The sequence below is a fragment of the Limnochorda pilosa genome (assembly GCF_001544015.1).
GTDB classification, from domain to species: Bacteria; Bacillota; Limnochordia; order Limnochordales; family Limnochordaceae; genus Limnochorda; species Limnochorda pilosa.
The window spans coordinates 3,796,902-3,817,036 of sequence record NZ_AP014924.1 but is presented as its reverse complement, the minus strand read 5'-3'; the positions used below and the strand labels follow the sequence as shown (position 1 = coordinate 3,817,036).

The following is a 20,135-nucleotide window of genomic DNA, read 5'->3' as shown; positions in this document are numbered from 1 at the left end:
GGATAACCTGGTGGGGGATGGGAGGAGGAGGAGTGGATGGGACGGGCTGCAAGCGCGCGGGAACACGCGTCTGGTAGGCGTTCGCGGGGGATGAGGGACGGGGGCGGAGGGCCGCGCGATGGCGATACGAAGCCGGTCGTGGAGGTCGCGCTGTCCACATTATCCACAGCTTTTCCACACGGAGAGCCGGCATGGGGACGGCGCGTGAAGGGCTTTCCGTTGACACTGCCTCCGGGGCTAGACTATAATCGGGGTGCGTTGCGGACGGATGGCGTACGGGCAGGTGCGCCCATAGGAGGCATGGAACGTGAAGCGGACGTACCAGCCGAAGCGGCGGCGCCGGTTGCGCCGGCACGGGTTTCTGGCGCGTATGGCGACGCCGGGGGGGCGTCGCGTCCTCCAGCGCCGGCGGGCGAAAGGCCGGCGGCGGCTGACCGTGGGCGCGTCGCGCTAGACCGCGTGGAACGGATGCGCCGGCGAGCCGATTTTCGCCGGTGTTACCGTAACGGGCAGAAGCTTGGCGGCCGGTGGATGGTGTTGCATCTCCTCGCGCGGCACGCTGAAGGGCCAGGCGTCTTGCGCGTGGGGTTCACGGTGAGCCGGCGGGTCGGGAAGGCCGTGGTTCGCAACAGGGTCAAGCGGCGGTTGCGCGAGAGCTTGCGGCGGTGGGTGATGGGGCTCTCGCTGGCCGGTGATCTGGTGGTGGCGGCGCGGCCTCCGGCAGCGGGTGCGTCGTACGGTGACCTGGACGAGGAGATGGGGCGCCTCCTCCGGAAGGCGGTTCGCCTCGGCGGGGCACAGCGCGGCGGTGAAGGGGAGGGGCCGGTGTGACGAAGAGGCGCACGGGCCTGTCGGCTGCCGGCGTCTGGGCGGTGGCGCGGGCGGTGCGGGCCTACCAGGTGGCGGTGTCACCGCTCTTTCCGCCCAGTTGTCGTTACTACCCTACGTGCTCGACGTATGCCGTTCAGGCGGTGGAGAAGTACGGGGTGGCGCGCGGCCTGGTGATGGGCGCGAAGCGGGTGGCACGGTGCCATCCGTGGCACGCGGGAGGGTATGATCCCGTGCCGTGAAGCGGCGCGTCGGGCGAGCGTGCAGCCAACGGGGGAATCGTAGAGGATGCAGTGGCTCAACGAGTTGATGCGCGCTTTGCTCGAAGGTGCCTACGGGCTCACCCACAGCTGGGGGCTGGCGATCATCCTCCTGACCGTCGGCGTGCGGGCGGTCATGTACCCGCTGACGGTGCGGCAGAGCCAGGGCATGGAGGTCATGAAACGGCTCCAGCCGAAGATCCAGGAGCTTCAGAAGAAGTATAAGGACCGGCCGGACGAGATGCAGCGCCGGATGATGGCGCTCTACAAGGAGCACAACTACAATCCGCTCTCCGGATGCTTGCCCCTCCTGTTGCAGTTTCCGATCCTCATCGGGCTCTTCAACGTGTTGCGGACCTACGAGTTCAGCAGCGGCTTCTTGTGGCTGAACCTGAGTGCCCCTGACCCATATTACGTGATGCCGGTCCTATCAGCGGTGACCACCTACGCGCAGATGATGCAGACGGCGACGGGGGACAAGTCGCAACGGATGATGATGATGCTGATGCCCGTCTTCATCGGATGGATCAGCATCAGCTTCCCTGGCGGGCTCGTGCTCTACTGGGTGGTGAGCAACCTGCTGGGAATCGTGCAGCAGTGGATGATCTCCCGCCGCATGAGTGTCCAGCGGAGGAGCAGTGAGGCCACGTGAAGATGCTGGAGAGCTCAGGACGAACGGTAGAAGAGGCGGTTGAGGCTGCGCTTCAGGAGATGGGCGCGAACCGCGAGCAGGTGGAAGTGGAGGTCCTGGAGGAGGGCACGCGCGGCTTCCTGGGGATCCTGGGCGCGCGGGAGGCTCGGGTGCGGGTTCGCATTCAGGTGAAGCCCGAGGAGCAGAACCGCAAGGCGCGCGAGTTCCTGGAGGGCCTCCTTTCCAGGATGAAGATGGACTGCGGGCTCGAGACCCGCTTCGGAGAGGACCAGATCCTCCACGTGAACCTGACGGGCAGCGAGCTGGGGGCTCTCATCGGCCGGCGAGGGCAGACGCTGGAGGCCATCCAGTACCTGGTGAACGTGGTGGCCAACCGCGGCGAGGCGGATTACCAGCGGATCCTTCTGGACGCGGAGGGCTATCGTGACCGGAGGGCCGAGGTCCTGGAACGCCTGGCCCGGCGCAAGGCGCGTCAGGTGGCGGAGACGGGCCAGCGGGTCGTGCTTGAGCCCATGAACCCATGGGAACGGCGGATCGTGCACCTGGCGGTCAGGGAGATGGCGGAGATCGAGACGTACTCGGAGGGCGAGGAACCCAACCGACGGGTGGTCATCACAAAGGCCCCACGTGGCGGGTGAACCCAGCGAGGCAAGGACACGAGCACCTTCGGGGGGAGGACGTGGCGGGCACGTTCTCCCTTTTTCTATGTGCATGTGCGCAGTGGCGAGACCGGGCAGCAGGCTGGCGATCCGGCGCCCGGCCGTAAGCAGGGGGGCGACGGCGGTGACGGAGCAGAATGGGATGGGCCTCGCCGACGCTCTGGCAAGGCATTTGGCCGGTATGGGGCTCTCCGTGCCGAAAGCGGTGGGCAAGCGGCTGGTGGCCTACGCAGAGCTGGCGTGGACGGGGAACGAGCGGGCCCGGCTGACCGGTGCGGTGAGCCTGGAGGAGCTGGTCACCAAGCATCTGGTCGACTGCGCGACGCTCTGGCTCCTGCGCGGGGTCCGGTGGGACCGGTGGATCGACGTGGGAAGCGGAGCCGGGCTGCCCGGGATGGTCCTGGCGCTGGGAGCCGGAGACGGCCGGGGAGCCCTGCTGGAGGCGACGGCGAAGAAGGCCGCCTTCCTGAGGAGCGCCGTGGCGGCCATGGGGCTCGAGGATCGGGTCGAGGTCGTGCAAGAGCGGGCGGAGGACTGGGGGCGGGGCGGGGGGCGGGAGCGGTACGCGGTGGCGGTGGCCAGGGCGGTCGCGCCCGCCCGGGTTCTGGCGGAGTACCTGCTGCCGCTGGTGGAAGTAGGCGGGCGCGCCGTGATGATGAAGGGCCCCCGCGCCGGCGACGAGCTGGCCGAGGCCCACGCGGCCATGGAGGTCCTGGGGGCGGAGGTGGAGGACGTGGTCGCGGTCTCGCTGCCGGAGGGCGAGGGGGAGCGGCGGCTGGTGGTGCTGCGGAAGACGCGGCCTACGGAGGCGGCGTATCCCCGGCGGCCTGGCGTCCCGGCGAAGCGGCCTCTTTGACGGGCGAGGGGAGACGGCTGCGCGACGCGAGAAGGAGGGGTGAGGAGGAAGGTTGTGGGAAGAAAACGAAAGGACAGCATGCTGGGATGGGGTTGAGGAGGCAGGCGCGTGAGCAGGCTGGGCGACTTGCTCAAGGGACGGGCGCGGGAAGAGGAGGGCGGATGGGCGCGCGAGCAGGTACAGCGGGTACCCGTTGACCGGATCGACCCGAACCCGTACCAGCCGCGGCAAGCCTTCGACCCGGAAAGTCTGGTGTCGCTCCGGGAGTCGATCCGGCAGCACGGCATGCTGCAACCGATCGTCGTGCGCCGGGCCAGGGATGACGGGAGGTACCAGCTGGTGGCCGGTGAGCGCCGGTTGCAGGCGGTGCGCGCCCTGGGGTGGGAAGAGGTGCCGGCCATCGTTCGGTCCGTGGAGGATCGTGAGCTCGCCGAGCTGGCGCTGATCGAGAACCTGCAGCGACAGGACCTACACTTCCTGGAAGAGGCCAGGGGCTACCAGCGGTTGCTGGAGGAGTTCGGGCTCACCCAGCGGGATCTGGCGGAGCGGGTGGGGAAAGGGCAGTCGACCATTGCCAACAAGCTCAGGCTGCTGCACCTGGCACCCGGGGTTCTAGAGATCGTGCGGCAGCGAGGCCTCACCGAGCGACACGCCCGCGCGCTGCTCCAGTTGGATGGGCCTGAGGCGCAAAGGGAGGCCGCGGAGGTCATCGCCCGGCGAGAGATGACGGTCCGCGAGGCAGAGGCCTGGATCGCCCGGCGGAAGGAGAAGGACCGCCAGGCGGGCCGGAAGCGGGTATGGGTGCTCAAGGACGTGCGGCTCTTTCTGAACGGGGTGGAACAGCTGGTGAAGCAGGTACGCGCGAGCGGCGTACCCGTGGAGTGGCAGCAAGAGCAGGACGGCGAGTGGATCGAGCTGCGCGTGCGTGTCCGCCGGAAGGGGATTGAGGATCGTGGGTAGGGTGATCGCCATCGTAAACCAGAAGGGTGGGGTGGGGAAGAGCACGACGGCGGTCAACCTGGGCGCCTATATGGCCGATGCGGGCAAGCGCGTGCTGCTGGTGGATATCGATCCCCAGGGGAACGCCTCCAGCGGAGTGGGCGTGAACAAAGGTGAGCTGGAGGCGTGCATGTACGATGTGCTCATCGAGGAGCAGGCCCTGGAGGGGATCGTTCATCCCACTGGGGTCCCCGGGCTTTTCGTGGCCCCGGCGAGCATCGAGCTGGCGGGGGCCGAGATCCAGCTGGTTCCCACCATGTCGCGCGAGTACCGGCTGCAGCGGGCGCTGGAAGGCGTGCGCGACGGGTACGACTACGTCCTGATCGATTCACCGCCGTCGCTGGGGCTCCTGACGGTGAACGGGTTGACCGCGGCCGATGGGGCCTTGGTTCCGATCCAGTGCGAGTTCTACGCGCTGGAGGGCCTGAGCCAGCTGATGCAGACCATCGAGATCGTGCGGCATCACCTGAACGGCAAGCTCGAGGTGGACGGGGTCGTCATGACGATGTACGACGCGCGGACCAACCTATCCGAACAGGTCTCGCGCGACGTGAGGGCGTTCTTCCACGGCAAGGTGCAGGTCTACGACACCGTGATCCCGAGGAACGTCCGGCTGTCAGAGGCGCCCAGCTTCGGGCAGCCCATCCTTCTCTACGATGATGGGTGCAGCGGGGCCGTTGCATACCGGCAGCTGGCCAGGGAGGTGATGGCGGGATGACGAGGCAGGCGCTGGGAAGAGGACTGCGCGCCTTGATACCGGACGCGGGGGAGGCGGCCGTGGAGGTGCGCGAGCTGGCGGTGGAACGGATCGTGGTCAACCCGTACCAGCCGCGGCAGCAGATGGACCCGGGGGCTTTGGAAGAGCTGGCCGAGTCGATCCGGGCGCAGGGCGTGCTCCAGCCCGTGGTGGTTCGTCCGGCGGGCGAAGGATACCAGCTCGTGGTGGGAGAGCGGCGCTGGCGGGCCGCTCAGATGGCGGGCCTGCGTACCATCCCCGCCGTCGTGCGCGCGATGGGGGACCGGGAGGCAGCGGCTCTGGCGCTGATCGAGAACCTTCAGCGCGAGGGCCTGAACCCCATCGAGGAGGCCCGCGGGTTTCGCCGGTTGATGCTCGAGTTCGGCTGGACGCAGGAGGACGTGGCGGTCCAGGTGGGGCGGAAGCGATCGAGCGTGGCCAACGCCCTTCGCCTCCTGCAGCTCGCACCAGAGCTGCAGGAGATGGTGATGCGGGGTGACCTTTCGGTGGGGCACGGCAAGGTGTTGCTGGCGGTGGAAGACGCTACCCAGCAGGTTGAGCTGGGGGAGCGAGCGGTTCGGGAAGGGTGGAGCGTCCGGCGACTGGAGCAGGTGGCGGCGGGTCTCCGCCAGCGCCCCGAACGCAAGCGGCGGGTGCGGGTGCATGACCCCGAGGCCGCCGCGGTGGAGTCGCATCTGGCCGAACGACTCGGGACGCGGGTGACCGTCCGGGCCAGGGGAAAGCGCGGGCGGATCGAGATCGAGTTCTACGGACCGGAGGACCTGGAGCGGATCGTGAGGGCGATGGTGGGGAGTTAGGATCGTGCGGATTGTTCCACGTGGAACGTCGGCGTGCCTGCGCGGCGAGGGGTGAGGAGGGGGCGCCATGATGCCGCGCGAGGCGAAGAGCGGAAGCGGATGGACCGCCACCCGGGGAGCCTTCCGGAGCGGGGATGAAGTGCTGCTCCGAAGTGATGTCCCGCTGCGCGCCGGCGAGTACCCGTGCTGGGTGCTCGACGTCGGCAGCATGCAGGTGCGGCTCTCCACGCCCATGCACGAGGGACGGATGGTCTTGGTCCCCGTGGGCGCGCCGGTGGAGGTGGAGACATCGGCCCACGCCCGGTTCCGGTCACGGGTGGTCGACCGGGTGACGGGCCCGGGGCGCTGCCTGGTCGTGGAACGACCGGTTCCCATCTCCGGAGGCGCCGGGCGGACAAGCCCTCTAATCGTAGTGGCAAGCGGCAAGGGCGGGGTGGGTAAGACCTGCATCGCCGTGAACCTGGCGGTAGGCCTGGCGTCCGCGGGGCGGCAGGTCCTCCTGATGGACCTTGACCTGGGCGCCGGAAACGTGGACGTGCTCCTGGGGGTGGGCGGGACGGCGGACCTCGGCCGGGTGGTGCGGGGTGAGCGGCGGCTCCGGGACGTCTTGGCGGAACCGATGCCGGGATTGCGGGCGCTCCTGGCGGGTAGCGGGCTCCCGGAGGTCGTGGACATGACGGCGCTGGAATACGAGTGGCTGTCGGCGGAGCTACAGGAACTCGGCGGAGAGGCCGATGTGATGATTGTGGACGTGAGCAGCGGGGTGGGGGCGCGCGTGACCTCCAGCCTCGCAGCCGCGAGCCAGAGCGTGGTTGTTACGACGCCGGAGCCGCACGCCATCACCGACGCGTACGCGCTGCTGAAGCTCTACCGGGAGAGGCACGGGACGAGGTCCTTCGAGCTGGTCGTGAACATGGTCGAGGAGCTGGCGGAGGGCGAGCGGGTGGCCGGCAAAATGAGGTTTGCCGCGGAGCGCTTTCTGGCCATGGACCTGAGACTGGCGGGGATCGTTCCATGGGACGCCGCCATGCGGGCGGCCGTGCGGCGGCAGACCCCGCTGGCCGTGTGGCGGCCCTCGTCGCCCGCCGGACGGGCGCTGCGGCTCCTAGGGGAGACGCTGCTCGAAGGCGGGGCCTTCATCCCTCCTCGGAGGCGGTGGACCGAGCGGTTGCTGGCCCTGCTACCGGGTGTCCGGTAGCACATGGACAAACGGGACGCAAGCAGAACCCGTACCAGGTTTCCACGTGGAACATCGATGCAGGAGGAGTCCCCGATGGATCCGTCGGTTTCCGTTCGTCCTTTGCCCAAGCCCACCCACCGGGCGCGTCCCCAGGGCTTCCACCTGGTGATCCTTGGCGACGCCGCGCGTCCGGCGCGACAACGGTACCTCTCCCGCACGTACGTCCACGGCGTGGCGTTGGCCGGTCTCCTCTTCTTTGCCACGCTGGCTGGGCTGGGGGTCGCCGTTGTCCATCAGAGCCATCAAGCCACGGCTCGCCAGGCGGAGGTCCTCTCCCTCCAGGACGAACGGGATCGCCTGGCGAGCGCCCTGGCCCACCAGGAAGCGCAGTTCAAAGAGCTGGCCCTCCAGACGCGGCAACTCTCGGATCGGATGAAGGCGCTGGAGGGCTTTGCAGCCCAGGTCGAGCAGATCGTTCGCGCGAACCCGGACGTGATGCCGCAGGGAAGCCGTGTGGACCTGGCCCTGGCCACACCGCCCCCGCGCGTCGACCTGCCGGCGGGCGGAGGCCTTTCCACGAACCAGCTTGCCGACTGGATGCGAACGACCCTGGGGAGCGTCGCCCAAGGTGTCTCAACCCAGGATCGCCGCCTGAGCTCCCTCCGCAAGGACCTCGACCAAAAGGTGTACCGGCTTCAGCACACGCCCTCCATCTGGCCCGTGAACGGGTGGCTCAGCTCGAACTTCGGCTACCGCGACCATCCGTTGACGGGCCAGCGAGAACACCACGACGGGGTCGACATCGCCACCAATCGGGGCACACCTGTGGTGGCCGCCGCAGCTGGAAAGGTTGTACGCTCCGGCTGGATCGAAGGCTACGGCTACGCCATCGAGCTCGACCACGGCTTCGGCGTGCGCACCCTCTACGGGCATAACGACCGCCTCTTGGTGAAGCGGGGGCAGACGGTGGCCAAGGGTGAGCGCATCGCGCTGGTGGGGAACACGGGAGTGAGCACCGGACCGCACCTGCACTACGAGGTCCGGGTGAACGGGAAGCCTGTTTCGCCCTGGCCGTACCTTCCGTGACACCGGATCGTCGACGCGCGGCCCTACTAGGGATGGAGGATGGCGGATGTTCAACAGTGCAGCGCCAAAGGAGCGTGAGGACATGGGTGTCGAGACGCTGATCGGGTCCAGCACCCATGTGGAGGGACACTTGAAGGTGAAGGGCGGGCTCCGGGTCGACGGCCGGGTGACGGGGCAGCTTTCGGTGGAGGGCCGCTGCGAGGTGGGCGCCGACGGCTACATCGAGGCCACGGTTCACGCCACGGAGCTGACCGTGGCCGGCCGCATCGCCGGGGACGTTGAGGTGGCGGGGCGCCTTCACGTTCTCTCCACGGGAGCGATCACTGGAGATGTCCGCACCAAGGTCCTCGTCGTGGAAGAAGGGGGCACCATCGAGGGGAAGTGCTCCATGGGCCAGGCGGCCCCAACCGCGCCCGCGCGGGACGGGGCGGCCGCGGAGGGCGCGGCCCGGGTGGCGGTTGCCGAGACGGCCAGATCTTGACGCGCATGCGCGCCCCGGGGCGGATCACCTTACCGCCAGGAGGTGCTTCAGGTGCAGAAGATCGTGGCCGTGGAGGACCGGCTTCCGGCCGTACGCCGGGTGCTGGAGGAGCACGCGTCGCAGCTGGGGGCGAGGGTGGTCCCGCTTCAGGAGGGCCTGTCGTCCGCTTCGGTGGTCATCGTCTCCGGCATGGACGACGGCCTGGCGGGGTTCGAAACCCGGGTCACCGCGGCGCCGGTGATCGACGCCGTGGGCAGGAGCCCGAACGAGATCCTGGGGGAGGTCGCCGAGCGGCTGGGGCTCGCCGTGCCGGAAACCACCTGATGCATGCGTCGACCCTCTCCCCCGGTGAGGCCGGCCATGGCCTGCCAGACCGCATCGGAGACCACGTCGACCATGCGAAGGACGGCGCTCAGGCGTGTGTTCTGGAGGACGAAGTACTCCATGAAGCCGCCTACGTTGACCACGCCAAGGACCTGCACGTCCCCGACGGCGGGCAGCGACTTGTTCACGCCGGTGCCGGGCAGCAACGGCCCCGGCCGCACCGTAAGGCAGCCCACGTTCTCCGCCCGGCCCAGGCACGCGTCGATGGCCACCACGAACGGGCCGGGCGCGGGCTCCCGGAGGCCGCGGACGGCCTCGTGAAGGTTGGAAGCGTGAACGGGGGCCTCCAGGGTTCCCCGGACGCGGACCCGGCCTGAGGTGGCCGGCTCCAGCGCAGCGAGCTGGCTCCCCACCAGGGGACCTAGGGAGTCGCCCGTCGAGCGATCGGTCCCGATACAGAGGAAGAGGATGTCGCGCCCGTTCTGCCAGGGCTCCTGCAGGTACCGGGCCAGAACGCCGGCAAGCCGACCGGCCGCCCCCTCCTCTTCCACATGCACCCGGGGGACGAGCCGCTCGTGACGGGACCCATCCGGTCCCATGAGCGAGCGGAGTGGGGACCACACCCGGACATTCCTCCGTTTCCACGCGAGAAGACGCGGTTGTCACCGGAGGGCAACTGGCCGGCTCCTTCAGCACTGGAGTATATGTCCGAGGAAGAAGGCCTTATACCGTAGCGCGAACCGCTCGTCCCGAGAGGCCGGATGGAAGCGTGAAGACACGGGCCTGCCCCAATGCTATAATACTCCCCGGCGGCAAGGAAGTGCATTCCCAGGGCGCCGCCCGAAGGACGTGACGCTGTGAGCCTCGAACCGACGCAGCCTGCTCCGGACGCGGGCGCGAAGGACCTCCACCAGGAAGGCGAGGCCCTGCTGGCAGCGGGCCGGTTGGAGGAGGCCGTCTCCCGGTTCGAAGGGGCCCTGGACCTGCAGGAACGCAGCGACACCCACAACCGCCTGGGCGTGGCGCTGGCCCGCCTCCGTCGGACCCGGGACGCCCTCGACCACTTCCGCCGATCGGTCGAGCTCGACCCCACCAATGCTTCGGCGTGGACCAACCTGGGGAACGCCCAGCAGGAACTGGACGACCTGGACGCGGCCCGGGCGTCCTATGAGCGGGCCTTGCGCCTCGACCCGGACCATCCTCTGGCGCACCACAATCTGGGGGCGCTCCTCCGCAAGCAGGGCGCCTGGGGCGAGGCCCTCCGGCACCTGAAACAGGCAAACCGCCTCGAGCGCCGGCAGCTCGTAGCCCGATCCCGCCGGGACAGCTCGCGCACGCTCCTCTTCTTCCTGGCCGTGGTCGTCCTGGTGCTGCTGCTCCTCCTCAGAGGGAACTGAACGACGGCCGTCGCACCCAGGTGCCCGGGCTGCAGGTCGCCCCACCCCTCGCAAGGAATCCCATTACCGCGGGCAGAACACCTAAGGCGTACGCAGCCATGGCACCAGGGACCAGTGGGGGTGGGAGGCAGCACCATGCGACTCTACGAATACCAGGCCAAGGCGCTCTTCCGCGCCGCCGGCGTGCCCGTTCCCGACGGGCGGGTGATCCGAAGCCCGGAGGAGGCCCGAATCGCCGGGCAAGCGCTAGGGGGCCGGGTGGCGGTCAAGGTTCAGATCCCCATCGGGGGCCGCGGGAAAGCCGGGGGCGTCAAGCTCGCCTCGTCGCCGGAGGAGGCCGAGGCGGCCGCCCGCGAGCTCCTGGGCCGAGAGATCCGGGGCTTCACGGTCGACAGGCTTCTCGTTGAGAAAGCGGTGGCCATCCGCCAGGAGTTCTACGTCAGCCTCACCCTCGATCGCGACCGCCAGCGCTACGTGGTCATCGCCTCGGGGCAAGGCGGAATGGACATCGAGGAGCTCGCAGCCACCATGCCCGACCGGATCGCCAAAGTCTGGCTCGACCCGCTGCTGGGCCTGCGGCCCTTCCATGCCCTGAACGCCGCCAGCCGGGCGGGGATTCCCAACGACGCGGTGCCCGCGTTCCAGGAACGGCTGGCCCAGATCGCGCGCGTCCAGGAAGAGCAGGACGCCATGCTGGTCGAGATCAACCCCCTCGCGTTGCTGGACGACGGCTCGCTGATCGCCCTGGATGCCAAGGTGGAGACCGACGACAATGCCGCCTTCCGGCACCCCGAGTGGGAGCGGGAGAGCTCCGCCGAAGCCGACCATTCCCTGGAGCGGCAAGCCCGCGCGGAGGGGCTCGCCTACGTGAAACTCACCGGCAACGTGGGCGTCATCGGCAACGGAGCCGGGCTGGTGATGGCCACCCTCGACATGATCCAGCGCCAGGGGGGCTCGCCCGCCAACTTCCTGGACATCGGCGGAGGCGCCAAAGCGGAGGTCGTGCGCCGCGCCCTGCAGCTGGTCCTGTCGGACCGGGACGTCTCCGCGGTGCTGATCAACGTCTTCGGAGGGATCACGCGCTGCGACGAGGTGGCTCGGGGCCTCCTGGAGGCCCTGGACGGCGTTCAGGTGCGGGCTCCGCTGGTGGTCCGCCTGGCGGGCACCCGGGAGGCGGAAGGGCGGGCGTTGCTCCAGGGGTCGCCCATGGAACCGGCAGCCACCTTCCTCGACGCGGCGCGCCGCGTCGTGCAGCTTGCCGCAGACGCACCCAGGGGGGACGGGCGATGAGCATCCTGGTCGATTCGGAGACCCGGGTTCTGGTGCAGGCCATCACCGGGCGGGAGGGACGCTTTCACACGGCCCAGATGAAGGCGTACGGCACCCGGCTGGTGGCGGGCGTCACGCCGGGGCGGGCTGGAGAGCAGGTGGAAGGCGTGCCGGTGTTCAACACCGTGGCCGAGGCCCGCGCGGCCACCGGCGCTGACGCCTCGGTCATCTTCGTGCCGGCGGCCTTCGCCGCCGACGCGGTGACGGAGGCGGCCGACGCAGGCATCGAGCTCATCGTGTGCATCACGGAGGGGATCCCCGTGCGCGACATGGTGCGGGCCACCGCCTATGCCCGGTCCAGGGGCAGCCGGTTGATCGGGCCCAACTGCCCCGGCCTCATCACCCCGGGTGAAGCGCTCCTGGGGATCCTTCCGGGTTCCATCTTCCAGAGGGGACCCGTCGGCGTCGTCTCCCGCAGCGGCACCCTCACGTACCAGGTGGTCGCCGAGCTGGGAGAGCGGGGCCTGGGGCAGTCCACCTGCGTCGGCGTCGGCGGGGACCCCATCATCGGGACCCGCTTCGTAGACGTTCTGGACCTGTTCGAGAGAGACCCGGCCACGCAGGTGGTGGTCCTGATCGGTGAGATCGGCGGCTCGGACGAGGAGGAGGCGGCCCGCGTCATCCGGGAGATGAAGACGCCGGTGGTCGGCTTCATCTCGGGACGGAGCGCGCCCGAGGGAAAGCGGATGGGCCATGCGGGGGCCATCATCTCGGGCGGTACCGGCACGGCCCAGTCGAAGATCGAAGCCCTCACCGCGGCGGGGGTGCCCGTGGCGGAAACCGTGGGCGAGATCGTGGACCTGGTGTCCGAGAGGCTCTGAGCAACCTCCGGCACTGCGGCCGGGGGCGGATCACTTCCCCTGGCCGCTTCGCTTCCGGCTCCAGACGACCACGACCGTCTTCTTCCTGCGGCGCAGGATCGGGCTGAGGAGCCGCTCCAGCAACGTGGTCCACATCGGGGCTCGCCTCCTTCCGCCGCCCACCCGAGGCAGATCGGTGCATTATATCGATGAGGGCACCGGGGTGTGCGCCCCGGGGGCGGCCCGGCAGGATTCCCCCCCGGCGGCGGTAAGTTATGTAGGGGAGGCGAGCCCATTGGTCGCGGATCTCCTGCGGACACCCCTGCGCGAGGCCCACGCCGGCCTAGGCGCCCGGCTCATCGGGTTTGCCGGCTGGGAGATGCCGGTGCAGTATCCCGAGGGCATTCTGGCCGAGGCCGCGCACGTTCGGCGCCGTGCAGGCCTTTTCGATCTCTCGCACATGGGCGAGTTCTGGGTGGAAGGACCGGACGCCGAGGCCTTCCTCCAGCGCATGCTCACCAACGACGTCACCCTGCTTCGCCCTGGAGCGGCCCAGTATTCCCTGCTCTGTCATCCATCGGGAGGTATCCTCGACGACCTGGTGGTCTACCGCCTCGACCGCGGCTTCATGCTGGTGGTGAACGCCGCGAACCGCAGCAAGGACTTCGCCTTCCTGGACGCGTACCGTCCCCCAGGCGTCGTCCTGGAAGACCGCAGCCTGCGGACGGCCCTCATCGCGTTGCAAGGTCCCGAGGCGGAGGGCATCATGAGCCGCCTGGCCGAGCCGTCGCCCGCGGATCTCGCCTTCTACCACGCCCGGCGCGGCCGGGTGGCGGGGAAGGAGGCGCTCGTCAGCCGCACGGGCTACACGGGGGAAGACGGCTTCGAGCTCTACCTGGCGTGGGACGACGCGCCCGCGGTATGGGAGAAGCTGGTCTCCTCGGAGGGCGTCAAGCCCGCGGGCCTGGGGGCCCGGGACGTCCTGCGCCTGGAGATGGCGTACCCCCTGTACGGCAACGATATCGACGAGCACACCTCACCCCTGGAGGCGGGCCTGGCGTGGGTGGTGAAGCTTGAGAAGGGCGACTTCGTGGGCCGCGAAGCGATCGCCCGGCAAAAGGAGCAGGGGGTTGCCCGCAGGCGTGTCGCCTTCCAGCAGGAGGGCGGGGCGGTGCCCCGCCACGGGTACCCCATCGCGGGTCCGGACGGTGAACCCGTCGGCGAGGTGACGAGCGGAGCCTACTCGCCCAACGCCGAAGCGCCCATCGGGATGGGCTACGTTCCCGCCCCGCTGGCCCGCCCGGACCAGGAGCTGGCCGTCCTGGTGCGCGGAAAGAAGGTCCCCGTACGGACGCGTCGCGGGCCTTTCGTGCCCTCCAGGACCAAAAGGCCCGGGGCATGACCACCCACGCGTCCGCTGACCACGAAGGGAGGCTCGTGTCGTGACGTTTCCTGAGGACCTGAAGTACACCGACGAGCATGAGTGGATCCGCCTGGAGGGCAACCGCGCCACGGTCGGCATCACGGACTATGCCCAGGACCAACTGGGCGACGTGGTCTACGTGGACCTTCCCAGCGTGGGCCAGCAGGTGAAGCCCGGCGATGGCTTCGCCGTGGTGGAATCGGTGAAGTCCGTCTCCGACGTGTACGCGCCCCTCGAGGGCCGGGTGGCGCAGGTCAACCAGTCCCTGGCCGATGCACCCGAGAAGATCAACCAGGATCCCTACGGCGACGGGTGGATCGCGGTCATCGAGGTAGCCGACCCCGCCGCCGTCGCCGGACTCATGGACGCCGCCGCATACGCGCGGCACGTGCAGGCAGGCTGACGAGCCGGCCAGCCCCAGAGAGGAGGCGCCCAGGTGCGCTACCTGCCCCTGACCGGTGCGGATCGGCGACGCATGCTGGACCGCATCGGCGTTTCACGCGTCGAGGAACTCTTCGAAGCCATCCCGCCTGAGGCCCGCCGCTCCCAGCCCCTGGACCTGCCGGGTCCGCTGGCTGAACCGGAGCTGTCGGCCCACATGCGCCGCCTCGCGGCAGAGAACCGGCACGCCGACGAGCTCATCTCGTTCCTCGGCGCGGGGGCCTACGACCGGGTGGTGCCCGCCGCGGTCCGGCACGCCGTGGCCCGATCCGAATTCTACACCGCCTACACGCCCTACCAGCCCGAGGTGAGCCAGGGCGTCCTGCAGGCGATCTACGAGTTCCAGAGCATGGTCTGCTTGCTCACGGGGATGGACGTGGCCAACGCGTCCATGTACGATGCCTCGACAGCCCTGGCCGAGGCGGCCGCGATGAGCTGCGGCGCCACGGGTCGCGGGAGGGTCCTGGTGGCCGAGACCGTCCACCCCGAGTACCGCCGCGTGGCGGCCACCTACCTGGCCCACCAGGACCGGGAGCTGGTCACCGTCCCCATGAAGGACGGGCGTCTCGACCGGCACCGGTTGGAAGGGCTCCTGGCGGACGACGCGGCGGCCCTGCTGGTCCAGCAGCCCAACTTCTTCGGCATCCTGGAGGAGACCGACGGGCTGGCGGACCTGGTCCACGCCCGGGGGGCGCTCCTGGTGGTGGCGGCGGACCCGGTGTCGCTCGGCGTCCTCCGTCCCCCGGCCCAGTACGGAGCCGACGTGGCCGTCGGAGACGTTCAACCCCTGGGCAACAGCCTGAGTTTCGGCGGGCCGTACGCGGGCTACTTCGCGGTGCGCGAGGCCTTGGTGCGCCGCATGCCTGGGCGCATCACCGGCGCGACCCACGACGAGGAGGGCCGCAGGGGCTTCGTGCTCACCCTGCAGACCCGGGAACAGCACATCCGCCGGGAACGAGCCACCTCCAACATCTGCACCAACAACGCCCTCAACGCCCTGGCGGCCACGGTCTACCTGGCCACGGCGGGGCCCGAGGGACTGGCGGAGGTGGCCGGACGGTCAGCGCGCCTCGCCCACGCCGCCCAGGCGCGGCTCTGCGGGTTGCCGGGGGTGCGCCTGGCGTGGCCGCAGCCCTTCTTCTTCGAGTTCACCCTGAAGCTTCCCCGGCCTGCCGGGCCGGTGGTGCACGCGCTTCTTCAGGACGGCCTCCTGGCAGGCCTCTCCCTGGGCCGCTTCCAGGCCGCATGGGACCGCCTGCTGCTGGTGAGCGTCACCGAGGCCCGGACCCTGGAGGACATCGAACGGCTGGTCGAGAGCCTGCGGCGGATCCTGGCGGCCGCCTGAGGGCGGGAGGAGAGGAGGCTCATCATGGACCACGCAAACCTCAAGGGAAGCCAGCTCCAGACGGCGCGCCCCTCCGAACCGCTCATCTTCGAACGCGGTTCGGGCGGACGGCGGGCCATGGACTTCGCGCCCCTAGGCGCCGGCGTGCCCCCCCTGACCGACGGGGTGCCGGCCCGTTTCCTCAGGAACGCGCCTCCGGACCTTCCCGAGCTCTCCGAGCCTGAGGTGGTACGGCACTACACGCGTCTCTCCCAGAGGAACTTCTCGGTGGACACCGGCTTCTACCCGCTGGGATCGTGCACCATGAAGTACAACCCCAAGATCCACGAGGAGTTCGTGGCGCTGCCAGGGTTCAGCCGCATCCATCCGTACCAGCCGGAGGAGACCGTTCAGGGCGCGCTCCGCCTCATGTGGGAGCTGGAGCGGTGGCTCTGCGAGGTGGCCGGCCTCTCTCGCGCTACCCTGCAGCCCGCGGCGGGTGCCCACGGGGAGCTCACGGGCCTGATGCTGATCAAGGCGTACCACAAGGCCCATGCAGTGGCCGGCGACCCGCCCAGGGACGAGATTCTCATCCCCGACTCGGCCCACGGCACCAATCCGGCCAGTGCCGGCATGGCCGGCTACCGGGTGGCCCAGATCCCGTCGGACGCCCGGGGCGGGATGGACCTGGAGGTGCTCCGCCGCTCGGTGGGCGCGCGCACGGCCGGGCTGATGCTGACCAACCCCAACACCCTCGGCCTCTACGACGAGAACATCCTGGAGATCGCGCGGCTGGTCCATGAAGCGGGGGGCCTGCTCTACTACGACGGCGCCAACGCCAACGCCATCCTCGGCATCTCCAGGCCGGGCGACATGGGGTTCGACATCGTCCACTTCAACCTGCACAAGACCTTCTCCACCCCCCACGGCGGCGGCGGGCCGGGTTCGGGGCCCATTGCCGTCAGCCAGGTGCTGGAGCCCTTCCTGCCCGTTCCTATCGTGGAGAAGACGGAAGACCGCTTTCAGCTGGTCTACGACCGCCCGAAGAGCATTGGGCAGGTGCGGGCGTTCCACGGCCACTTCGGAGTGATGGTGCGGGCGTACGCGTACATTCTGGCCATGGGGGCCGAGGGTCTCCGTCAGGTCTCGGAGGACGCGGTGCTCAACGCCAACTACCTGCTGGCCCGGCTGCGGGACCTGTTCGAGGTGCCCTACGACCGGCCGTGCATGCACGAGTTCGTGGTGTCGGCCCGCCCGTGGAAGGAGCACGGCGTGCGGGCCCTGGACATTGCCAAGCGGCTCCTCGACTACGGCTTCCACCCGCCGACCGTCTACTTCCCCCTGGTGGTGGAAGAGGCGCTCATGATCGAGCCGACGGAGACCGAGACGCCGGAGACCCTGGATGCCTTCGTCGATGCCCTGGCGGCCATCCACGCGGAGGCGGAGGCGAACGCTGACCTGCTCCACCACGCGCCCTATCATACCCCCGTACGCCGGCTCGACGAGGCCGAGGCCGCGCGCCACCCGAACCTCCGCTGGCGACCCGAAGGGGGCGAGGGCCGCCCGTGAGTCGCCGGAACCCCGCACCCAGCGGGCACCCGAAGCCGGCCCATGCGCGAGGCCTCCGGGTACGCCTCCTCCCCATGGCGGCCCTCTCGCCCGCCTGGAACATGGCCGTGGACGAGGCCATCCTGCGTGAGGCGGGGGCGGGCCGCTCGGTCCCCACCCTGCGCTTCTACCGGTGGGACCCGCCGACCCTCTCCCTTGGCCGGTTCCAGCAGGCCTGGGGCCACGTGGACCTGGAGGCGTGCCGGCGGCGCAGGATCGGCCTGGTGCGCCGTCCCACCGGCGGCCGGGCGGTGCTTCACGACCATGAGGTCACGTACGCGGTGGTCCTCCCGGAGGTCGTCGGCCTGCCGGCCAGCGTCACCGAGGCGTACCGTCTTCTGAGCCAGGGCCTGGCCGAAGGGCTCCGCATTCTCGGCGTGGAGCCCCAGTTCCTCCGGCCGCTGCCCCGTAACGCGAAGGCTGCCGCCCCGGTGGCGGGGGAACAGGGAGCCGCCGCAGCGGGTGCCGAGGGACGAGGCGCGGCCCAGGACCTCAGCGCCCTCTGTTTCGAGGCACCTAGCTGGTACGAGCTGGCGGCCGAAGGGAAGAAGCTGGTGGGGAGCGCCCAGCTCCGTCGCCACGGGGGGGTGCTGCAGCACGGCTCCCTTCTGCTCCACCTGGATCGGGCCCTGGCGGCGGAGCTCCTGGGCGGCGGGGGCCGGAGCGAGGGGGTCCTCCAATCGGCGGCAAGCCTCGACGAGGCGCTCGGGCGGCCCGTGTCCTTCGAGGAGGCCGCCGACGCCCTTAAGCAGGGCTTCGGGCGGGCCCTGGGCTGGCAGGTGACGCCGGCCGCCCTCACGCCGCGGGAGGAGCGGCTGGCCCGATGGCTCGCCGAGCACAAGTACGGCTCGGACGGATGGAACCTGGACCGGGTGGAGCCGGAGGAGCCGCCCTGGTTCCAAGAGGTTGGGGACCATGCCTGAGCTTGCCATCGGCTATCTGGGCCCTGAAGGGAGCCACAGCGAGGCCGCGGCCGACCGCCTCCGCACGCTCTGGCCCGGCCTCCGCCTGGCCCCCGAGCCCACCCTGGATCAGATGGTGGCCGCCCTGGCCGCGGGCCGATTGGACGGGGCGGTGGTGCCGGTGGAGAACTCCATCGAAGGCAGCGTCGACCGGGTCCTGGATCTCCTGGCCGAGACACCGGGCGTCGCCGTCCGCGCCGAGTGGATCCTGCCGGTGGATCACCACCTCCTGGGACGTCCCGGAACCCGGCTCTCCGGCCCCGGCACGCCGGCCCGCGTGCTCTCCCACCCGCAGGCCCTGGCCCAATGCCGGGCGACCCTGAGCCGCCTGCTCCCAGGGGCGGAACTGGTGCCTGCCGCCAGTACAGCGGAGGCGGCCCGCCTGGTGGCCGCGGGGACGGATCCCACGGTGTGCGTGGGTAGCCTCCGGGCGGCCGAACGCTACGGCTTGGCCGTGCTGCACCGCCACGTACAGGACCGGAGCGCGAACCACACCCGCTTCTGGCTCCTGACCCGGGGGCTGATCGCGGAGGCCGTGGGGGCTCGACGGAAGACGGCGGTGGTCTTTGCGTTCGCCGCGGACCGCCCGGGCAACCTCTACCAGGCCCTGGGGGTTTTCGCCCGGCGGAACGTCAACCTGACGCGGCTCGAGTCTCGCCCGGCTGGCGGCGACCTGGGGGCTTACCGGTTCTTTGCCGAGATCGAGGGGGATCTCGACGATCCCCGGGTGGCCGGAGGGGTCGAGGAGCTGGGGGCGGTGGCGGGGTACGTCCGGACCCTGGGGCGATATCCCGTTCTGGAGCCCACCATGGAGGGGATGGTGTCGATGACGGCGGAACGCGGGGAAGGGGCGGCCGATCTCCTTTCCCAGGAGGTACGAGAGAAGCTCGCCCGGATCGAGGCGTGGTTGGACCGGGCAGGCTACGACGTGCTCCTCCTCCAGCGGAGGGACAACGTCGCGTGGCTGACGGGGGGCGCCCGGAACCACGTCCCCAAGGCGACCGACGTGGGATCGGCCTGGGTCGTCGTGCGCCGCGGCCGGTGCACGGTGGTCACCACGGGCATCGAAGGGGAGCGCATCCGCCGGGAGGAGCTGCGGGGGGAGCCTTGGGAGGTGCGGACCTTCGACTGGTGGGATCCGGCCTCGGACCCGACCCCGCACCTGTTGACCGGGAAGGCCGCGTCCGATACGGGCGCCTACGGAACGACCCCGGTGCACGCGGAGATCCGGCGGCTGCGGGTGCCGCTCACCCTGCCCGAGCAGGCCCGCTACCGCCTGCTGGGCCGGGAGACCGCCGAGGCGGTGGAAGCGGTGGCCCGCAGGATCCTGCCCGGACAGAGCGAGTGGGAGGTGGCCGCGCAGCTGGAAGAGGCCCTCTGGGCCAGGGGCATCGAACCCACGGTCACCCTCGTGGCTGCCGACGACCGCCTTCGCGCCTACCGTCATCCCCTGCCGACGACGAACCGGGTGGGGGACCGGGTGATGCTGGTGACTTGCGGCAGGCGCCACGGGCTCATCGCCAACCTCACCCGTCTCGTCTCCTTCGTGCCGCAGGACGACGACCTGCAGCGTCGCCATCGCGCCTGCTGCACCGTCGACGCCGCCCTCTTCCTGGCCACCCGGGTGGGCACGCCCTACAGCGACCTGTGGGCCACCCTCCAGCACGCCTACGCCGCCGTCGGCTTCCCGGACGAGTGGCAGCTTCATCACCAGGGGGGCCCCACGGGCTACGAGGGACGGGACGAGCTCCTGCGGCCCTCGAGTGCCGGGCGCGTGGAGCCCTATCAGGCTTTCGCGTGGAACCCGTCGATCACCGGCACCAAGTCCGAGGACACGCTGCTGGCCACACCGGAAGGCCCCGAGTGGCTCACCGCGCCCCAGGATTGGCCCGCGGTGGAGGTGGAATGGGAAGGCCGGCGTCTCCGCCGGCCCGACATCCTCGTCCGCGCCTCCGCGACGGGGTGCGCCTAG

22 protein-coding genes and 1 pseudogene are annotated in these 20,135 nt (G+C 70.1%); 22 read left to right on the top strand and 1 reads right to left on the bottom strand.

Annotated features, from left to right (window positions below; all coding sequences use genetic code 11):
• Positions 1-307: 307 nt before the first annotated feature.
• From rpmH to LIP_RS20695, 13 genes and pseudogenes are all read left to right on the top strand, one after another.
• Positions 308-454: a 50S ribosomal protein L34 gene (rpmH, locus tag LIP_RS18250; RefSeq protein WP_082726521.1), complete on the top strand. Its 147-nt coding sequence runs from the start codon at positions 308-310 to the stop codon at positions 452-454.
• Positions 455-459: 5 nt separating this feature from the next.
• Positions 460-831: a ribonuclease P protein component gene (gene rnpA / locus LIP_RS17280; RefSeq protein ID WP_158509716.1), complete on the top strand. Its 372-nt coding sequence runs from the start codon at positions 460-462 to the stop codon at positions 829-831.
• The gene (yidD, locus tag LIP_RS17275) at positions 828-1,070 is read left to right on the top strand and encodes a membrane protein insertion efficiency factor YidD (protein WP_231699328.1); all 243 of its coding nucleotides are present in this window, start codon (positions 828-830) and stop codon (positions 1,068-1,070) included. The genes rnpA and yidD overlap by 4 nt, the downstream gene beginning before the upstream one ends.
• Positions 1,071-1,116: 46 nt before the next feature.
• On the top strand, positions 1,117-1,740 hold the full coding sequence (locus LIP_RS17270) for a YidC/Oxa1 family membrane protein insertase (RefSeq protein ID WP_068141215.1): 624 nt from the start codon (positions 1,117-1,119) through the stop codon (positions 1,738-1,740).
• A 2-nt stretch (positions 1,741-1,742) separates the two neighbouring features.
• Positions 1,743-2,378 (top strand): RNA-binding cell elongation regulator Jag/EloR, encoded by a 636-nt coding sequence (gene jag / locus LIP_RS17265; protein ID WP_231699459.1) that lies wholly within the window; start codon positions 1,743-1,745, stop codon positions 2,376-2,378.
• Positions 2,379-2,523: 145 nt separating this feature from the next.
• Positions 2,524-3,255: a 16S rRNA (guanine(527)-N(7))-methyltransferase RsmG gene (rsmG, locus tag LIP_RS17260; protein WP_068141211.1), complete on the top strand. Its 732-nt coding sequence runs from the start codon at positions 2,524-2,526 to the stop codon at positions 3,253-3,255.
• A gap of 108 nt (positions 3,256-3,363) precedes the next feature.
• A complete protein-coding gene (locus tag LIP_RS17255) occupies positions 3,364-4,215 on the top strand; it encodes a ParB/RepB/Spo0J family partition protein (RefSeq protein ID WP_068141209.1) in 852 nt (283 codons plus the stop codon).
• Entirely contained in the window at positions 4,208-4,972 is a 765-nt protein-coding gene (locus LIP_RS17250) for a ParA family protein (protein WP_068141205.1), read from the top strand. Before LIP_RS17255 ends, LIP_RS17250 begins: the two co-directional genes overlap by 8 nt.
• Entirely contained in the window at positions 4,969-5,808 is an 840-nt protein-coding gene (locus LIP_RS17245; protein WP_068141202.1) for a ParB/RepB/Spo0J family partition protein, read from the top strand. Before LIP_RS17250 ends, LIP_RS17245 begins: the two co-directional genes overlap by 4 nt.
• 67 nt (positions 5,809-5,875) lie before the next feature.
• Positions 5,876-7,006 (top strand): P-loop NTPase, encoded by a 1,131-nt coding sequence (locus LIP_RS17240; RefSeq protein ID WP_068141199.1) that lies wholly within the window; start codon positions 5,876-5,878, stop codon positions 7,004-7,006.
• Positions 7,007-7,081: 75 nt separating this feature from the next.
• Positions 7,082-8,074, top strand: a complete 993-nt coding sequence (locus tag LIP_RS17235; RefSeq protein WP_068141197.1) for a M23 family metallopeptidase — start codon at positions 7,082-7,084, stop codon at positions 8,072-8,074.
• A gap of 82 nt (positions 8,075-8,156) precedes the next feature.
• Positions 8,157-8,555, top strand: a complete 399-nt coding sequence (locus LIP_RS17230) for a bactofilin family protein (RefSeq protein WP_158509715.1) — start codon at positions 8,157-8,159, stop codon at positions 8,553-8,555.
• A gap of 42 nt (positions 8,556-8,597) precedes the next feature.
• Positions 8,598-8,789 (top strand): annotated as a pseudogene (locus tag LIP_RS20695) (hypothetical protein); the annotation flags it as partial.
• Here LIP_RS20695 and yyaC read toward each other — a convergent pair.
• Positions 8,702-9,478, bottom strand: a complete 777-nt coding sequence (gene yyaC / locus LIP_RS17225) for a spore protease YyaC (RefSeq protein ID WP_068141192.1) — start codon at positions 9,476-9,478, stop codon at positions 8,702-8,704. The pseudogene LIP_RS20695 and the gene yyaC sit on opposite strands and share 88 nt — an antisense overlap.
• Positions 9,479-9,736: 258 nt before the next feature.
• Between yyaC and LIP_RS20195 the strand changes: the two genes are divergently transcribed.
• From LIP_RS20195 to pheA, 9 genes are all read left to right on the top strand, one after another.
• On the top strand, positions 9,737-10,276 hold the full coding sequence (locus LIP_RS20195) for a tetratricopeptide repeat protein (RefSeq protein WP_068141189.1): 540 nt from the start codon (positions 9,737-9,739) through the stop codon (positions 10,274-10,276).
• Positions 10,277-10,411: 135 nt separating this feature from the next.
• A complete protein-coding gene (sucC, locus tag LIP_RS17215) occupies positions 10,412-11,566 on the top strand; it encodes an ADP-forming succinate--CoA ligase subunit beta (RefSeq protein WP_068141187.1) in 1,155 nt (384 codons plus the stop codon).
• Complete coding sequence (sucD, locus tag LIP_RS17210) at positions 11,563-12,426, top strand: succinate--CoA ligase subunit alpha (protein WP_068141184.1); 864 nt, start codon at positions 11,563-11,565, stop codon at positions 12,424-12,426. The genes sucC and sucD overlap by 4 nt, the downstream gene beginning before the upstream one ends.
• 274 nt (positions 12,427-12,700) lie before the next feature.
• Complete coding sequence (gene gcvT, locus LIP_RS17205; protein ID WP_068141181.1) at positions 12,701-13,807, top strand: glycine cleavage system aminomethyltransferase GcvT; 1,107 nt, start codon at positions 12,701-12,703, stop codon at positions 13,805-13,807.
• 40 nt (positions 13,808-13,847) lie between these two features.
• Complete coding sequence (gene gcvH, locus LIP_RS17200) at positions 13,848-14,231, top strand: glycine cleavage system protein GcvH (protein WP_068141178.1); 384 nt, start codon at positions 13,848-13,850, stop codon at positions 14,229-14,231.
• A gap of 33 nt (positions 14,232-14,264) precedes the next feature.
• On the top strand, positions 14,265-15,614 hold the full coding sequence (gene gcvPA / locus LIP_RS17195; protein WP_068141176.1) for an aminomethyl-transferring glycine dehydrogenase subunit GcvPA: 1,350 nt from the start codon (positions 14,265-14,267) through the stop codon (positions 15,612-15,614).
• A 24-nt stretch (positions 15,615-15,638) separates the two neighbouring features.
• Positions 15,639-17,162, top strand: coding sequence for an aminomethyl-transferring glycine dehydrogenase subunit GcvPB (gcvPB, locus tag LIP_RS17190; protein ID WP_068141174.1), 1,524 nt, complete (start codon positions 15,639-15,641; stop codon positions 17,160-17,162).
• Positions 17,159-18,124 (top strand): lipoate--protein ligase family protein, encoded by a 966-nt coding sequence (locus LIP_RS17185; RefSeq protein WP_198409606.1) that lies wholly within the window; start codon positions 17,159-17,161, stop codon positions 18,122-18,124. Before gcvPB ends, LIP_RS17185 begins: the two co-directional genes overlap by 4 nt.
• A complete protein-coding gene (gene pheA, locus LIP_RS17180) occupies positions 18,117-20,135 on the top strand; it encodes a prephenate dehydratase (protein WP_068141168.1) in 2,019 nt (672 codons plus the stop codon). The genes LIP_RS17185 and pheA overlap by 8 nt, the downstream gene beginning before the upstream one ends.

What these genes read in the sequence shown, in the direction of transcription:
- LIP_RS17240 (WP_068141199.1), top strand. Translation starts at nt 5,876, where the DNA reads ATGATGCCGCGCGAGGCGAAGAGCGGAAGCGGATGGACCGCCACCCGG.
- yyaC (WP_068141192.1), bottom strand. Translation starts at nt 9,478, where the DNA reads ATGGGACCGGATGGGTCCCGTCACGAGCGGCTCGTCCCCCGGGTGCAT.
- LIP_RS17245 (WP_068141202.1), top strand. Translation starts at nt 4,969, where the DNA reads ATGACGAGGCAGGCGCTGGGAAGAGGACTGCGCGCCTTGATACCGGAC.
- jag (WP_231699459.1), top strand. Translation starts at nt 1,743, where the DNA reads ATGCTGGAGAGCTCAGGACGAACGGTAGAAGAGGCGGTTGAGGCTGCG.
- LIP_RS17235 (WP_068141197.1), top strand. Translation starts at nt 7,082, where the DNA reads ATGGATCCGTCGGTTTCCGTTCGTCCTTTGCCCAAGCCCACCCACCGG.
- gcvPB (WP_068141174.1), top strand. Translation starts at nt 15,639, where the DNA reads ATGGACCACGCAAACCTCAAGGGAAGCCAGCTCCAGACGGCGCGCCCC.
- sucC (WP_068141187.1), top strand. Translation starts at nt 10,412, where the DNA reads ATGCGACTCTACGAATACCAGGCCAAGGCGCTCTTCCGCGCCGCCGGC.
- pheA (WP_068141168.1), top strand. Translation starts at nt 18,117, where the DNA reads ATGCCTGAGCTTGCCATCGGCTATCTGGGCCCTGAAGGGAGCCACAGC.
- sucD (WP_068141184.1), top strand. Translation starts at nt 11,563, where the DNA reads ATGAGCATCCTGGTCGATTCGGAGACCCGGGTTCTGGTGCAGGCCATC.
- LIP_RS17230 (WP_158509715.1), top strand. Translation starts at nt 8,157, where the DNA reads ATGGGTGTCGAGACGCTGATCGGGTCCAGCACCCATGTGGAGGGACAC.
- LIP_RS17270 (WP_068141215.1), top strand. Translation starts at nt 1,117, where the DNA reads ATGCAGTGGCTCAACGAGTTGATGCGCGCTTTGCTCGAAGGTGCCTAC.